Source organism: Cupriavidus basilensis, from assembly GCF_000832305.1.
Lineage (GTDB): Bacteria > Pseudomonadota > Gammaproteobacteria > Burkholderiales > Burkholderiaceae > Cupriavidus > Cupriavidus basilensis_F.
Map to the genome: position 1 here is coordinate 3,108,267 of NZ_CP010537.1, position 14,262 is coordinate 3,122,528.

10 protein-coding genes are annotated in these 14,262 nt (G+C 67.2%); 7 read left to right on the plus strand and 3 right to left on the minus strand.

Annotated elements, in window-relative coordinates:
• Positions 1-51: 51 nt before the first annotated feature.
• Positions 52-3,612 carry an indolepyruvate ferredoxin oxidoreductase family protein gene (locus tag RR42_RS34245; protein ID WP_043356546.1) on the minus strand — a complete coding sequence of 1,187 codons (3,561 nt, stop codon included), beginning with the start codon at positions 3,610-3,612 and terminating at the stop codon, positions 52-54.
• 116 nt (positions 3,613-3,728) lie between these two features.
• Here RR42_RS34245 and RR42_RS34250 point away from each other — a divergent pair, with 116 nt between their 5' ends.
• The 4 genes from RR42_RS34250 to RR42_RS34265 all read left to right on the plus strand — a co-directional run bounded on the left by RR42_RS34250 (position 3,729) and on the right by RR42_RS34265 (position 8,058).
• Positions 3,729-4,676, plus strand: coding sequence for a LysR family transcriptional regulator (locus RR42_RS34250; protein WP_052495158.1), 948 nt, complete (start codon positions 3,729-3,731; stop codon positions 4,674-4,676).
• A 218-nt stretch (positions 4,677-4,894) separates the two neighbouring features.
• Positions 4,895-6,415, plus strand: a complete 1,521-nt coding sequence (gene adh, locus RR42_RS34255) for an aldehyde dehydrogenase (RefSeq protein ID WP_043356548.1) — start codon at positions 4,895-4,897, stop codon at positions 6,413-6,415.
• A 112-nt stretch (positions 6,416-6,527) separates the two neighbouring features.
• Complete coding sequence (gene adhP, locus RR42_RS34260; RefSeq protein ID WP_043356550.1) at positions 6,528-7,556, plus strand: alcohol dehydrogenase AdhP; 1,029 nt, start codon at positions 6,528-6,530, stop codon at positions 7,554-7,556.
• 109 nt (positions 7,557-7,665) lie between these two features.
• Entirely contained in the window at positions 7,666-8,058 is a 393-nt protein-coding gene (locus tag RR42_RS34265) for a DUF779 domain-containing protein (RefSeq protein WP_043356552.1), read from the plus strand.
• A gap of 52 nt (positions 8,059-8,110) precedes the next feature.
• On the opposite strand, the gene RR42_RS34270 is transcribed toward RR42_RS34265, so the two are convergent.
• On the minus strand, positions 8,111-10,036 hold the full coding sequence (locus RR42_RS34270; RefSeq protein WP_043356553.1) for a sigma-54-dependent Fis family transcriptional regulator: 1,926 nt from the start codon (positions 10,034-10,036) through the stop codon (positions 8,111-8,113).
• A gap of 216 nt (positions 10,037-10,252) precedes the next feature.
• Here RR42_RS34270 and RR42_RS34275 point away from each other — a divergent pair, with 216 nt between their 5' ends.
• Positions 10,253-10,660, plus strand: a complete 408-nt coding sequence (locus RR42_RS34275; RefSeq protein ID WP_043356554.1) for a VOC family protein — start codon at positions 10,253-10,255, stop codon at positions 10,658-10,660.
• A gap of 25 nt (positions 10,661-10,685) precedes the next feature.
• Here RR42_RS34275 and RR42_RS34280 read toward each other — a convergent pair whose 3' ends face one another.
• Positions 10,686-10,958 carry a hypothetical protein gene (locus RR42_RS34280; RefSeq protein ID WP_043356557.1) on the minus strand — a complete coding sequence of 91 codons (273 nt, stop codon included), beginning with the start codon at positions 10,956-10,958 and terminating at the stop codon, positions 10,686-10,688.
• A 219-nt stretch (positions 10,959-11,177) separates the two neighbouring features.
• Between RR42_RS34280 and RR42_RS34285 the strand changes: the two genes are divergently transcribed.
• Both RR42_RS34285 and RR42_RS34290 read left to right on the plus strand, forming a co-directional pair.
• Positions 11,178-12,134 carry an alpha/beta hydrolase gene (locus RR42_RS34285; protein WP_043356559.1) on the plus strand — a complete coding sequence of 319 codons (957 nt, stop codon included), beginning with the start codon at positions 11,178-11,180 and terminating at the stop codon, positions 12,132-12,134.
• Between the two features lie 9 nt (positions 12,135-12,143).
• Positions 12,144-14,240: a penicillin-binding protein 1A gene (locus RR42_RS34290; RefSeq protein WP_052495159.1), complete on the plus strand. Its 2,097-nt coding sequence runs from the start codon at positions 12,144-12,146 to the stop codon at positions 14,238-14,240.
• Positions 14,241-14,262 lie beyond the last annotated feature (22 nt).

The window sequence follows — 14,262 nt, forward strand, 5'->3', positions numbered from 1 at the left end:
AGCGCCCGCCCTCCCGGTCCGTGCCCCGCCAACCATTGCGCCCGCAGCCGCTCAGGCCGCGACCCGCGCCGCCGCCCCGCGATACTGCGCCAGCAGCGCCACACGCCGCGCCGCCGCCTTCTCCATATTGGCTTCCTTGACATGCCCGAAGCCGCGGATGTCGTCGGGCAGGCTTGCCAGCGCTACCGCCGTATCCAGCCGGTCCGCATTCAGCGTCGCGCCGAATTCCTCCGCCATCGCGATGTAGTCCTCGATCAGCTTGCGTTCCGCGCGCCGCTCGGCGGTCTTGCCGAACACGTCGAAGGCGGTGCCGCGCAAGCCCTTGGCGCGTGCCAGCAGACGGAAGGCGGTCAGCATGGCCGGGCCGAAGCGGCGCTTGACCAGGTGGCCATGCGAGTCCCGCTTTGCCAGCAGCGGGGGGGCCAGGTGGAAGCTGAGCTGGTAGTCGCGGCCAGGTTCGCCTTCGAACTGCGCGCGCAGCTTGTCCAGGAAGGCGGGGTCGGCGTACAGGCGGGCGACTTCGTACTCGTCCTTGTAGGCCATCAGCTTGGCCAGGTTGCGCGCCACGGCTTCGGCGAGCGGCAAGCGCGGGTTGGCGCCCACGCGCTTCTCGGCGGCGCGCACGCTTTCGACCGCGGCGCGATACCGGGCGGCGTACGCCGGATTCTGGTAGGCCGTGAGCAGGGCTTCGCGCTGGCGGATGACGCTATCGAGCGTTTCCGGCATGGCCACCACCTGGGCACGCGGCGTGATCTGCAATTGCGCTGCGAGCGCAGCCTCGCCGTGATGCGCCAGATAGCGGCCCCAGTCGAAGGCCAGCAGGTTCTTCTCCACCGCTACGCCGTTCAGCTCGATGGCGCGCACGAGGCTTTCGCGCCGCAACGGGACCCAGCCCTTTTGCCAGGCAAAGCCCAGCAGCAGCGGGTTGGAGTAGATCGAATCGGCCAGCAGCTTCACGGCCCACGCGTTGGCGTCGATAAAGGCGCAGGCGTCGCCGACGCTGGCGCGCAGGTCTTGCTCGGCCGAGGCGCCCGGGAATTTCCAGTTGGGGTTCTTGATGAAGTCGGCGGTAGGCGTATCGGCGCTGTTGATGGCGGCTGCCGTCACGTCGATCCGGGTCTTGGACAAGACCTCGGGCGAGGCGGAGACGATCGCGTCGCAGCCGATCACCAGCCGTGCCTCGCCGGTGGCGATGCGGGTGGCGTGCAGCGCGGCCGGGGTCGGGGCGATCTGCACGTGGCTGATCACCGCGCCGCCCTTCTGCGCCAGGCCGGCCATGTCGAGCACGGTCACGCCCTTTTGCTCCAGGTGGGCGGCCATGCCGAGCAAGCCGCCGATGGTGACCACGCCAGTGCCGCCGACGCCCGTTACCAGCACGCCGTAGGGCCGCTCCAGCGTGGGGAGCGCCGGCTGCGGCAGCGCGCTGAAATCGGCGAGCGCGCCCTTGCCGCCCGCCGCGGCCGGCTTGCGCACCTGCGCGCCTTCGGCCGTGACAAAGCTCGGGCAAAAGCCGTTGACGCAGGAGAAGTCCTTGTTGCAGGACGATTGGTTGATCTTGCGCTTCGTGCCCAGCGGCGTTTCCAGCGGCTCCACCGACAGGCAGTTGGACTTGACCGAGCAGTCGCCGCAGCCTTCGCAGACCGCGTCGTTGATAAACGCGCGCTTGGCGGGATCGGCCATGGTGCCGCGCTTGCGGCGGCGGCGTTTTTCGGTGGCGCAGGTCTGGTCGTAGATCAGGATGGTGACGCCGGCGGTATCGCGCAGCTGGACCTGGATCTCATCGAGCTGGTCGCGGTGGTGCACGGTCACGCTGGCGGGCAGCATGCCGCCGTCGCCGTATTTCTCGGGCTCGTCGGTGACCACCACGATCTTGCTGGCGCCTTCGGCCAGCACCTGGTGAGCGATCTGCGGCACCGTCAGCACGCCGTCCACCGGCTGGCCGCCGGTCATCGCCACGGCGTCGTTGAACAGAATCTTGTAGGTGATATTGGCCTTGGCCGCGATGGACGCGCGCACCGCCAGCAGGCCCGAGTGGAAATAGGTGCCGTCGCCGAGGTTGACGAACACATGCTTCTCGCCGGTGAAATGCATCTGCCCGGTCCACGCCACGCCCTCGCCGCCCATCTGGCTGAAGGTGTCGGTATTGCGGTCCATCCACATCGCCATATAGTGGCAGCCGATGCCGGCCAGCGCGCGCGAGCCTTCGGGCACGCGGGTGGAAGTGTTGTGCGGGCAGCCCGAGCAGAACCAGGGCTTGCGCTCCACCGAGATGCGCGGGCGCGCGGCTTCGCGCTCCTTGGCCTCGATCAGCGCCACGCGCGCGGCGATGCGCTCGCGCACGTCGGTGGGCAGGTCGCTCTTCTCCAGCCGGGTGGCGATGGCCTTGGCGATCAGCGCGGGCGATAGCTCGTAGTGCGCCGGCAGCAGCCAGTTGCCGCGCGGCAGCGACCATTCGCCGCCGTGGTTGCCGCGCTCGTCGAACTTGCCGTAGACCTTGGGCCGCACGTCGTCGCGCCAGTTGTAGAGTTCTTCCTTGAGCGCGTATTCGAGGATCTGGCGTTTTTCTTCCACCACCAGGATCTCTTCCAGGCCGGTGGCGAACTCGCGCGCGTCGTGCGCGTCCAGGGGCCACACGCAGCCCACCTTGAACACGCGGATGCCGATACGGCGGCAGGTATCGTCGTCCAGGCCCAGGTCCGACAGCGCCTGGCGCACGTCGAGGTAGGCCTTGCCGGCGGTCATGATGCCAAAGCGCGCGTTCGGCGAATCCAGCACCACGCGGTTGAGCTTGTTGGCACGGATATAGGCCAGCGCCGCATACCATTTGTGGTCGAGCAGGCGGGCTTCCTGCGCCAGCGGCGGATCTGGCCAGCGGATATTGAGGCCGCCCTCGGGCATGGCGAAGTCTTCCGGCAGCACGATCCGCACGCGATCCGGATCGACCTCCACCGAGGCGGTGGATTCCACCACGTCGGTCACGCATTTCATCGATACCCACAGGCCGGAGTAGCGGCTCATGGCCCAGCCGTGCAGGCCGTAGTCGAGGTATTCCTGCACATTGGACGGGTACAGCACCGGAATGCCGGAGGCCAGCAGCACATGCTCGGACTGGTGCGCCACCGAGGACGACTTGGCGGCGTGGTCGTCGCCCGCCAGCAGCAGCACGCCGCCGTGCTTTGCGGAGCCGGCCGAGTTGGCGTGCTTGAGCACATCGATGGAGCGGTCCACGCCCGGGCCCTTGCCGTACCACATCGAGAACACGCCGTCGCGGGTCGCGTCCGGGAACAGGTTGACCTGCTGGGTGCCCCACACGGCGGTAGCCGCCAGGTCTTCGTTCACGCCGGGCTGGAACACCACGTCGCTGGCGGCCAGGTGCTTCTTGGCCTTCCACAGCGCCTGGTCCACGCCGCCCAGCGGGGAGCCGCGGTAGCCGGAGATGAAGCCCGCCGTATTCAGTCCGGCGGCAAGGTCGCGCGCCTTTTGCAGCATGGGCAGGCGCACCAGCGCCTGGGTGCCGCTGAGATACACGCGGCCTTTCTCCAGGGTGTATTTGTCGTCAAGGGAAACCGACGCTAGCGCATCTTGCTGGGCTGAGGATAGGGGGGCATTCATCGATGCTGTCTCCGGGTGCTCTTGTGGGCTGTCACTGAGTGTAGGAAGGCTGGCCGATATCGTAAAATCATGAATTCAGAGAGCTGGTATCCGAAAAACGCATAGCGGAGTGGCATATGGCGAAAGAGCGGCACGGGAAGGAAGACGGCGGGCAGCGCATCGCCAAGGAAATTACCCTGCGGCAGTTCCGCTATTTCGCCGCGGCGGCGGAGACCGGCCAGTTCTCCATGGCCGCCACCGCCGAGCATGTGTCGCAATCGGCCATTACCAATGCCGTGCTGATGCTCGAGCAGCAGCTTGGCGTGCGCCTGTTTGACCGCCTGCCGCACGGCGTGGCCCTGACGGCGGAGGGCCACCGGCTGCATCAGCGCGCCCGGCAGATCCTGGATGCCGTGCAGGACACGTTGCGCGAGCCGCGCTTCCAGGCGCACAACCTGAGCGGCACGGTGCGCCTGGCGGCGTCCTACACGGTGCTGGGCTACCTGCTGCCGGGCCTGCTGGCGCGGTTTCGCACCAACTACCCGGATATCGATTTCGACCTGCACGACATGGACCGTCCCGGCATCGAGCGCGCGGTGCTGGCCGGGGAGATCGAGCTTGGCATCGGGCTGCTGTCCAATATCGAGAGGCTGCAACGCTTTGCCCACCACACGCTGATCCGCTCGCGGCGCCAGCTATGGGCGTCGCCGTCGCATCCCCTGCTGGCGTTGCCCAGGCTGACGCTGAAGGACATCGCGGCGCATCCCTACATCCTGCTGACGGTGGATGAAGGCGAGCGCTCCACGCTGCGCTACTGGCGCAGCAAGCGGCTGACGCCATCGATCGCCTTTCGCACCAGTTCGATGGAGGGGCTGCGCGGGCTGGTGGCGCACAGCTTTGGCGTGACCGTACTGTCCGACATGGTGTACCGCCCGTGGTCGCTGGAAGGCAAGCAGATCGAGGCGCGGCCGATTGCCGAGGGCGTGCCGGACATGGAACTGGGCCTGCTGTGGCAACCCGGGCGCAAGCTGGACAAGCCCGCCGATGCGCTGCGCGAGTTCCTGATCCATGCCAGCGGCAGCTAGGCGTCAATCCCCTGTGCCAAGGCGCCACACGCTGTTCCAGATTGGTACACCTTGGCGCACCGCGGCACACTGGAAGCCGCCTGCATAGCCTCCTGCTTGCCAGGTTTTACGTGGTTTCGCCGTTCTCGCTGCGCCGTGTCCGCCAGGCACGGCTTTTGCGGATGGATGCTTGTGCGCGAACAACGCGGCACGACGGACATCACAGAACGGAGACAGACATGAACATGGCGGAAATCGCCCAGCTGGGCGTTGCGTATCCCTACAAGGAACAGTACGAAAACTATATCGGCGGCGCCTGGCTGGCCCCGGCCGATGGCCAGTACTTTGAAGCGATCTCGCCGGTCACCGGCAAGCCCTTCACGCGCGTGCCGCGCTCCAACCAGAAGGACGTGGACGCCGCGCTGGACGCCGCGCACCGCGCCAAGGGCGCCTGGGGCCGCACCTCCACCACCGAACGCGCCAACATCCTGAACCGCATCGCTGACCGCATCGAGGCCAACCTGGTCACGCTGGCGGTGGCCGAAACCATCGACAACGGCAAGCCCATCCGCGAAACCACGGCGGCCGACCTGCCGCTGGCGGTGGACCATTTCCGCTACTTCGCCGGCTGCATCCGCGCGCAGGAAGGCGGCATTTCCGAGATCGACCACGACACCGTGGCCTATCACTTCCATGAGCCGCTGGGCGTGGTCGGCCAGATCATCCCGTGGAACTTCCCGCTCCTGATGGCCACGTGGAAGCTCGCGCCCGCGCTGGCCGCCGGCAACTGTGTGGTGCTCAAGCCCGCGGAGCAGACGCCGGCCTCGATCCTGGTGCTGATGGAAATCATCGGCGACCTGCTGCCGCCGGGCGTGCTCAATGTGATCAACGGCTTCGGGCTCGAGGCAGGCAAGCCGCTGGCCTCCAGTTCGCGCATCAGCAAGATCGCCTTTACCGGTGAGACCACCACCGGCCGGCTGATCATGCAGTACGCCTCGCAGAACCTGATCCCGGTCACGCTGGAACTGGGTGGCAAGTCGCCCAACATCTTCTTCGAGGACGTGCTGTCCGCCGACGACGCCTACTTCGACAAGGCGCTGGAAGGCTTCGCCATGTTCGCGCTGAACCAGGGCGAGGTCTGCACCTGCCCGTCGCGCGCGCTGATCCAGGAGTCGATCTACGAGCGCTTCATGGAGCGCGCGCTCAAGCGCGTGGCAGCGATCAAGCAAGGCCACCCGCTCGACAAGGCCACCATGATCGGCGCGCAGGCTTCTCAGGAGCAGCTTGAGAAGATCCTGTCGTATATCGACCTGGGCAAGCAGGAAGGCGCGCAATGCCTGATCGGCGGCGAGCGCAACGCGCTGGGTGGCGACCTTGCGAGCGGCTACTACGTCAAGCCCACGGTGTTCTCGGGCCATAACAAGATGCGCATTTTCCAGGAAGAGATCTTTGGCCCGGTGGTGTCGGTGACCACGTTCAAGGATGAGGAAGAAGCGCTGGAAATCGCCAACGACACGCTCTACGGGCTAGGCGCCGGCGTATGGACGCGAGACGGCGCACGCGCCTTCCGCATGGGCCGCGGCATCCAGGCCGGCCGCGTGTGGACCAACTGCTATCACGCCTACCCGGCGCATGCGGCGTTTGGCGGCTACAAGCAATCCGGCATCGGGCGCGAGAACCATCGCATGATGCTGGACCACTACCAGCAGACCAAGAACCTGCTGGTGAGCTACAGCCCGAACGCGCTCGGCTTCTTTTGATACAGCGCAAGAATGGGCGCTTGCGCCCATGACATGATCGACATGCCGCCCGCCCCTGCCGGCTTGCCGCCGCGCAGCGCGGGCGTCCTTGCCAACAGAATCAGGAGTCGAGATGACAGCGATGATGAAAGCCGCCGTGGTGCGGGAGTTCGGCGCCCCGCTCACGATCGATGAAGTGCCCGTGCCGCAACCCGGGCGCGGCCAGATCCAGGTCAAGATTGAAGCTTCCGGCGTATGCCACACCGACCTGCATGCCGCCGAAGGCGACTGGCCGGTCAAACCGACCCTGCCCTTTATTCCCGGCCACGAAGGCGTGGGCTATGTCTCCGCGGTAGGCGCGGGCGTGAGCCGCGTGAAGGAAGGCGATCGCGTCGGCGTGCCCTGGCTGTACAGCGCCTGCGGCTACTGCGAGCACTGCCTGCAAGGCTGGGAAACCCTGTGCGAGAAGCAGCAAAACACCGGCTACTCGGTCAACGGCGGCTATGGCGAATACGTGGTGGCCGATCCCAACTACGTGGGCCTGCTGCCGGACAGCGTGGGCTTCGTGGAGATCGCGCCGATCCTTTGCGCGGGCGTGACCGTCTACAAGGGCTTGAAAGTCACCGACACTCGGCCGGGCCAATGGGTCGTGATCTCCGGCATCGGCGGGCTTGGCCATGTGGCGGTGCAATATGCGCGCGCCATGGGCCTGCGCGTGGCCGCGGTGGATATCGACGACAAGAAGCTCGAACTCGCCCGCAAGCTCGGTGCCGAGGTCACGGTCAATGCGCGCACCACCGATCCCGTGGCGTTCCTGCAGAAAGAAATCGGCGGCGCGCACGGCGCGCTGGTGACGGCGGTGTCGCCCAAGGCATTCGGCCAGGCGATCGGCATGGTCCGGCGCGGCGGCACGATTGCGCTCAACGGCCTGCCACCGGGGGACTTCCCCACCCCGATCTTCGACGTGGTGCTCAAGGGCATTACCATCCGCGGCTCCATCGTCGGCACCCGCAGCGACCTGCAGGAGTCGCTGGACTTCGCCGCGCATGGGGCGGTCAAGGCGACCGTGTCCACCGCGCCGCTGGAGAAGATCAACGAGATCTTCACGCGCATGCGCGCCGGCGATATCGAAGGCCGGGTCGTGATGGACTTCGCTGCTTGACGTTTGCCAGCCGAATTTGCCATCCGAAGTTGCCATCCGAATTTGCCATCCGAATTTGCCATCCAAAGTTGCCACCTGAAGTTGCCACCTGAAGGCAAGGAGCCGCACGATGCCCGCCCCCCAGTCACCCGACGCCGTGCAGCGCGTCGTCGCCACGCCTGCCGCGCTGGCGCTGATCGAGCGCCTGCGCGCGCAGCACGGTGCGTTGATGTTCCACCAGTCGGGCGGCTGCTGCGACGGCAGCGCGCCGATGTGCTACCCGGACGGCGACCTGATCATCGGCGAGGCCGATGTCTGCCTCGGCGAGATCGGTGGCGCGAATTTCTACATGACGCGCGCGCAGTTCGAGTACTGGCAGCACACGCGGCTGGTGATCGATGTAGTGCCCGGATCGGGCGGGATGTTTTCGCTGGAAGGGCCGACCGGGTTGCGGTTCCTGACGCGCTCCGCATTGTTCAGCGATGAAGAGGCGGCGCGGCTGGAGCGTGAGCCGGCGCCGTGACGCGCCGGCACGACGTGAAACCGGTGTTGATCCGCCGCGCTTTAGCCCCGCTTTAGCTCCTCTTTAGCCGCCGGTAAATCGTATTGCGCGACAGGCCAAGCTCGCGCGCGGCCAGGCTGACGTTGCCGCCGTGGCGCGCCAGCGCCTGGTGGATCATGGCGGCTTCCCGATCGCGCAGGCGCTCGGGGGTACCGGCGGGGGTCACGGGCATCACCGGCGTCGGGGGCATGAAGGCTGATGCGGCGTCGCTGTCCTGCGCGAACATCGGCTCACGCTCGAAATCCTCCGGCAGATGCTCCACGCGAATCTCTTCTTCGCCTTCGGCCATGATGGCCGCGGTGCGCAGCACGTTGACCATCTGGCGCAGGTTGCCCGGCCAGGGATGGCGCTGAAAATGCGCCAGCACGTCCGCGGCGACGCGGGTTGGATGCGCGTCACCGTGCTCCGCCTGCGCGAGTTGCTGCGTCAGGATACGCTCCACCAGCACCGGCAGGTCGGTGCGCTCGCGCAGCGCCGGCAGCGTCACCGATAGCGCATTGATGCGGTAGTACAGATCCTCGCGGAAGGTGCCTGCCGCGATCATGGCGCGCAGGTCGCGGTGGGTGGCGCAGATGATGCGCAAATCCACTGGAATCGCGTGGGCGCCGCCCAGCGGGGTCACCGCGCGCTCCTGCAGCACGCGCATGAGCCGCACCTGCTGCGCCAGCGGCATGTCGCCGATCTCATCAAGGAACAAGGTGCCGCCGTGCGCCTGCACCAGCTTGCCCGGGCTGCCACGCCGCCGCGCGCCGGTGAACGCCCCGTCCTCGTAACCGAACAGCTCCGCCTCGATCAGGGACTCCGGGATCGACGCGCAATTCACGGCCACGAATGGCGCCGCGCCGCGTGGCGAATCGCGATGGATGGCGCGCGCCAGCCACTCCTTGCCGGTACCGGTGCGGCCCAGCACCAGGATGGGAATATCACGTCCGCGCACCTTGTCGACCCGCTGCAGCACGGCGGCCATGCGAGCATCCCCGGTATCGAGAGCGGCCAGCGCCGAGGTAGTTGCCGATTTGGTTGCACGCGCGGCCTGCGCGCGGCGCGGCGGCGCGAGCAGCGCGATGCGCGCGAACACGAGCACACGGCTTGGCAGGGTCAGTGTCAACAACTGGCCCGGCGCATCGACGCCCTGCTTGAGCGCGGTGCCCAGCGGCATGCCGAACAAGGCGGCAAAACTCTGGCGGTTCAGCGTATCGGGAGACAGGCCGAGCTGGAACAGCCCGCTGCGGTTGGCCGCCAGGAAGGTGCCATCGGGCGCGAACGCCGCCATGCCTTCGAACAGCGTGCCCACGAACTCCGGCCGCGCGTGAAAGCGCACCAGCGCGGCATCGGTGAAATGGGTGGAAAACAGATGGTTCTCGATCATCTGCGCCGACATGCGCACCAGCGCCATGGTGTGCTTGTGGAAGCCGCGATGATCGCCGCTGACGTCGAGCGCCCCAAGCATTTGGCCAAACGGCCCGGAGATCGGCACGCAGGAACAGGTCAGCGTGCGGTTGGCACGCAGGAAATGCTCGTCGGCATGGACCACCGCCGGCCGGGCCTCGGCCAGCGCGGTGCCGATGGCGTTGGTGCCCTTGCTCGACTCCGCCCACGAGACGCCCGGCGCCAAGGCCACGCGCCTGGCCCGGTCGGCAAAATCGCCGTCGCCCAGGCTGTGCAGGATCACGCCGCCGCTGTCGGTCAGCAGCACCATGCTCTCGGTATTGGCGATCTGCGCGTGCAGGGTTTCCATGACCGGCAGCGCATGCTTGTACAGCATCTGGTTGGCGTCGACCAGTTCGTGCAGCGCGCGCGCGCCCAGCGATTGATAGTCCGCCGCATGGGTGGCTTCGAGGCCGAAACCGGTGGAGCGCGCGTGCGCGCGCGCAATCAGGATGTGGCGCTCCGGATCGGCGTGCGGCGTTGCGGCGTGGCTGGCAAGCGTGCTGCTCATGGCGGCAGGTCTCCTGTTCTGGATCCCGGCGTGGCCGGGTCAGGCCGTCTTTCGTGCCGGCCTGTCTGGCGGCATGGCGGCCTTGCCGCCAGACCTTATCACATGCCGGGCGCGCAACGCGCACGCACCACCGGGAAGTCGGGTGTAAAGTACATGTTTGCCGCACGCGCGCTGCGCGCCCGGCCACTCCCGTTTCACTCCCTCGAAAGGCGCACGATGAGCATTGTGATAGATCGCTTCGACCATATCGTCCTGAATGTGAAGGACGTGGAGACCAGCGCGGCGTGGTACGAGAGCGTGCTGGGCATGCGGCGCGAGGACTTCGAATCGCGCACCGGCAAGCGGGTCTCGGTGCGCTTCGGCCAGCAGAAGATCAACCTGCGCCCGATCGATACGGACACCGTGGCGTGGTTCACCGGCGTTCACCCGACCACCGGCAGCGACGATCTCTGCTTTATCACCCACAACACGCTGGAGAGCGTGATCGCGCACTGGATTGCGCACCATGTGCCGATCGAGGCGGGACCGGCGGCGCGCACCGGCGCGCTCGGCCCGATGACCTCGGTCTATTGCCGGGACCCGGACGGGAACCTGATCGAAGTGGCGGCCTATCCCGCACACTGAGCGCCGGAGGCGGCGCCCGCCGGAATCAACGCTTGCCGTCGAGCAGGTCGTTCAGCACGTCGTCAAATGCCGCTTGCGCATCTTCCAGCGCCTGCAGCGACGCATCGAAGGTCTGCAGCGCCATTTTTGACGGCTTGCCGCTGCCCTGCGGCGCAAACTGCCCCTGCAGCGCGGCAAAGGCCACCTGCACCTGGCGGGTGGCGTTGACGACACGCTCCATCGCCCGGGCTTCTTCCGCGCGGTTGTCTACGTCGTTTTGCTGGTCTTTCTGCTCTTTCTGGTCGTTTTGTCCGGTCATGCCCTTGGCTCCGTGCGCGGCCGCACCGGCCGCCGTTGATGTGAGGCGTATCGTACAAGAATCGGGCAAGAACTTGCGCACGGGTTGCCCGGTCGAATGCCGTGCCCCCCGGAAAATGATCCGGGAGACGCCAGGAAACACCAGGAAGCACCAGAAAGCACCAGGAAACGCCCCCACGCATTGCGCTGTAAAGCCAGGCAGAACAAACCCTCCGAACCCATGCCCCCCCATTCACGCAAGGCCCTCGCCGCCGTCCTGCTCACTGCGGGCGGCTTCACCTGCTACTGGACCTACCTCACGCTGAACCAGGACAGGTTGCTGTTCGACGCCCGCCGCCGCCCGCCGCGGGACCTGCCCGAGGGCATTTCCGCTTACTCGCACGAAGTGCCGGGCGGTTTCCTGCGCGGCTATGTCTTCGGCGCCCAAGGCGTCCAGGACGCGCAAACCGGGGAAACCGTGCGCGACGCACAAACCGCGCGCGACCTGCTGTTCTACCTGCCCGGGCGCGGCGAGGACGTACTGGACACCATGCAATACCTGGCCTGGCTGCCGCCGGACGTGGGCTTTGCCACCATGGACTACCGCGGCCTGGGCCACTCGGACGGCCAGCCCTCCGAAGCAGCCGCCGTGGCGGACGCCAGCCAGTTCCTGCTGCACCTGCGCCGCATGTTCCCCGGCACGCGCGTGCACGTGGTCGGCCGCAGCCTGGGCACCGGCGTAGCCATCCAGCTGGCGGACCTGCAGGATTTCGAGAGCCTGCAGCTGATCACGCCGTACGACTCCTTGCTGGAAATCGTGCGCAAGCGCTTCCCGCTGGTGCCGCTGCGGCAACTGATGCGCCATCACTTTGACTCGATCGCTCACTGCAAGAAGGTGGTGCAGAGCACCAAGGTGCTGCTGGCCGAGGTCGACGAGGTGGTGCCCCACGCATGCTCGGAGCGCCTGATCGCTGCCTGGCCCGGCAACGTGGCGCGGCAGATGATGCCGGGCACCAACCATTTCACCATCATCGAGCAGCCCGAGACCTGGCACGCGCTGGCGGAGTTCGCACAGCGCGTGGGCCGGCCCGGCGCCCGGCCGGTTGTGCCGGAAGTGCTCCGGGCCGATGGCGTGGAACCGGCAGCGGCGCAAGCCCCGGACGGCATGCCCGGCATCCCTGAGTTCGCCCCAAGGTAGAATGCGCGCATGAAACGAGTCGTTGCAAAGGCAGCAAGCGTCGCTTTGGCGCTGGCTGCAGCCTCCACCCTGCTAGTTGGGTTCGCCGCCGTGGTGAGCCTTCGTCAACTCCCCGCCGTCGATGCGCTGCGGGACTACCGCCCCGACCTGCCGCTGCGGATCTTTACCAGCGACAACGTGCTGATTGGCGAGTTCGGCACCGAGCACCGCGAATTCGTCCCGCTGGAGCGCATGCCCAAGCAGATGTCCAACGCGCTGCTGGCGGCGGAAGACGATCAGTTCTACCAGCATGCCGGCGTGGATATCCCCGGGATCTTCCGCGCCGCGCTGGCCAATATCGGCGAGGGCTACGCCCAGGGCGCCTCCACCATCACCATGCAGGTGGCGCGCAACTTCTACCTGTCGCGCGAGAAAACGCTCTCGCGCAAATGGTATGAAATCCTGCTGGCCTGGAAGATCGACCGCTCCCTGCCGAAAGACCGCATCCTCGAGCTGTACATGAACCAGGTCTACCTGGGCGAGCATGCCTATGGCTTTGGCAGCGCGGCGCAGGCGTATTTCGGCAAGCCGCTGGATGCGCTGTCGCTGGCGGAAACCGCGATGCTGGCCGGCCTGCCCAAGGCGCCGTCGACCATGAATCCCGTGGTCAATTTCCCGCGCGCCAAGCTGCGCCAGCAATATGTGCTGGGGCGCATGCAGGCGCTCGGCATGATCTCGCACCAGCAATACCAGGCGGCCCGCGCGCAAACGCTGCAGGTGGCCGGCTCGCACAACGGCCGCTTTGACGGGCACGCCGAGTACGTGGCGGAGCTGGCCCGCCAGCTCGCCTACGACCGCTTTGGCGAGGCCGCCTATACCCGCGGCCTCAATGTCTACACCACGGTATCGTCGGTGCGGCAAAGCCTGGCCTACGAGGCCGTGCACGCGGGCCTGGACCAGTATGGCAAGCGCCATGGCCAGCAAGCCGCGCCGCAGGCCGCGCTGGTCTCGCTGGACAGCAGATCGGGCGCCATCGAGGCCATGATCGGCGGCGCGGACTTTGCCACCAGCCGCTTCAACCATGCCACGCAGGCGCTGCGCCAGCCGGGCTCGACGTTCAAGCCCTTCATCTATTCCGCCGCGCTCGAGCGCGGCGTGTCGGCCACCACGCTGATCAACGATGCGCCGCTGGATGCCTCGTCGCGCTGGCAGCCGGGCAACGACGATGGCCGCTTCCTGGGCGCCGTGAGCGTGCGCCAGGCGCTGGCGGAGTCGCGCAACCTGCCTGCCATCCGGACCTTGCAGACGATCGGCATTCCCTATGCGGTTGACTATGCGGGCAAGTTCGGCTTCTCCGAGCAGCGCCTGCCGCGCTACCTGCCGTTGGCCCTGGGCACCGGCACCACCACGCCGCTGCGGCTGGCCGCCGCCTATGGCGTCTTCGCCAGCGAAGGCTACCGCACCGAGCCGTACCTGATCGAGCGCATCAGCGACGGCGCGGGCAACGTGCTGTTCAGCGCCGACAGCGAACCCCAGCCGCACCGCGTGATTCCCGAGCGCAATGCCTATGTGATGAACAGCCTGCTGCGCAGCGTGGTGACCAGCGGCACCGGCGCAGGCCTGCAACGCTACCTGCGGCGCGCGGACGTGGCAGGCAAGACCGGCACCACTAACGATTCGGTCGATGGCTGGTTTGCCGGCTACGCGTCTGGCATCGTCACGGTGGCGTGGATGGGATTCGACGATAACCGCAGCCTGGGCCGGCACGAGTTCGGCGCCACCACGGCCCTGCCGATCTGGGCCAGTTACATGGAAGGCCGCCTGGCGGGCCAGCCCGAGGCGGAATTCGTTGCGCCCAGGAACCTCGTGCGCAGCGGCGACGACTGGGTCTACCCGGAATACGCCGACGGCAGCCACGGCATTGCCGCGCTTGGCTTCCCGTCCGCGCCGGCGGACGCTGATGCGGGGGTGGCGACGGCGCTGACCGACACCAGCGGCACTACCGCCGCGACCAGTGCAACCAGCGCGACCAGCACCAACGGCACCGCCGGCGGCGCCGAAGCCGTCAGAGCACTGAGCCCTGCCCCGGCCGGCGTGCCGCCCCGCGCATCGCAGCCTACGACCTGAACCTCTACCCGCCGCCCGCAAG

What these genes read in the sequence shown, in the direction of transcription:
- RR42_RS34245 (WP_043356546.1), bottom strand. Translation starts at nt 3,612, where the DNA reads ATGAATGCCCCCCTATCCTCAGCCCAGCAAGATGCGCTAGCGTCGGTT.
- RR42_RS34250 (WP_052495158.1), top strand. Translation starts at nt 3,729, where the DNA reads ATGGCGAAAGAGCGGCACGGGAAGGAAGACGGCGGGCAGCGCATCGCC.
- adh (WP_043356548.1), top strand. Translation starts at nt 4,895, where the DNA reads ATGAACATGGCGGAAATCGCCCAGCTGGGCGTTGCGTATCCCTACAAG.
- adhP (WP_043356550.1), top strand. Translation starts at nt 6,528, where the DNA reads ATGACAGCGATGATGAAAGCCGCCGTGGTGCGGGAGTTCGGCGCCCCG.
- RR42_RS34265 (WP_043356552.1), top strand. Translation starts at nt 7,666, where the DNA reads ATGCCCGCCCCCCAGTCACCCGACGCCGTGCAGCGCGTCGTCGCCACG.
- RR42_RS34270 (WP_043356553.1), bottom strand. Translation starts at nt 10,036, where the DNA reads ATGAGCAGCACGCTTGCCAGCCACGCCGCAACGCCGCACGCCGATCCG.
- RR42_RS34275 (WP_043356554.1), top strand. Translation starts at nt 10,253, where the DNA reads ATGAGCATTGTGATAGATCGCTTCGACCATATCGTCCTGAATGTGAAG.
- RR42_RS34280 (WP_043356557.1), bottom strand. Translation starts at nt 10,958, where the DNA reads ATGACCGGACAAAACGACCAGAAAGAGCAGAAAGACCAGCAAAACGAC.
- RR42_RS34285 (WP_043356559.1), top strand. Translation starts at nt 11,178, where the DNA reads ATGCCCCCCCATTCACGCAAGGCCCTCGCCGCCGTCCTGCTCACTGCG.
- RR42_RS34290 (WP_052495159.1), top strand. Translation starts at nt 12,144, where the DNA reads ATGAAACGAGTCGTTGCAAAGGCAGCAAGCGTCGCTTTGGCGCTGGCT.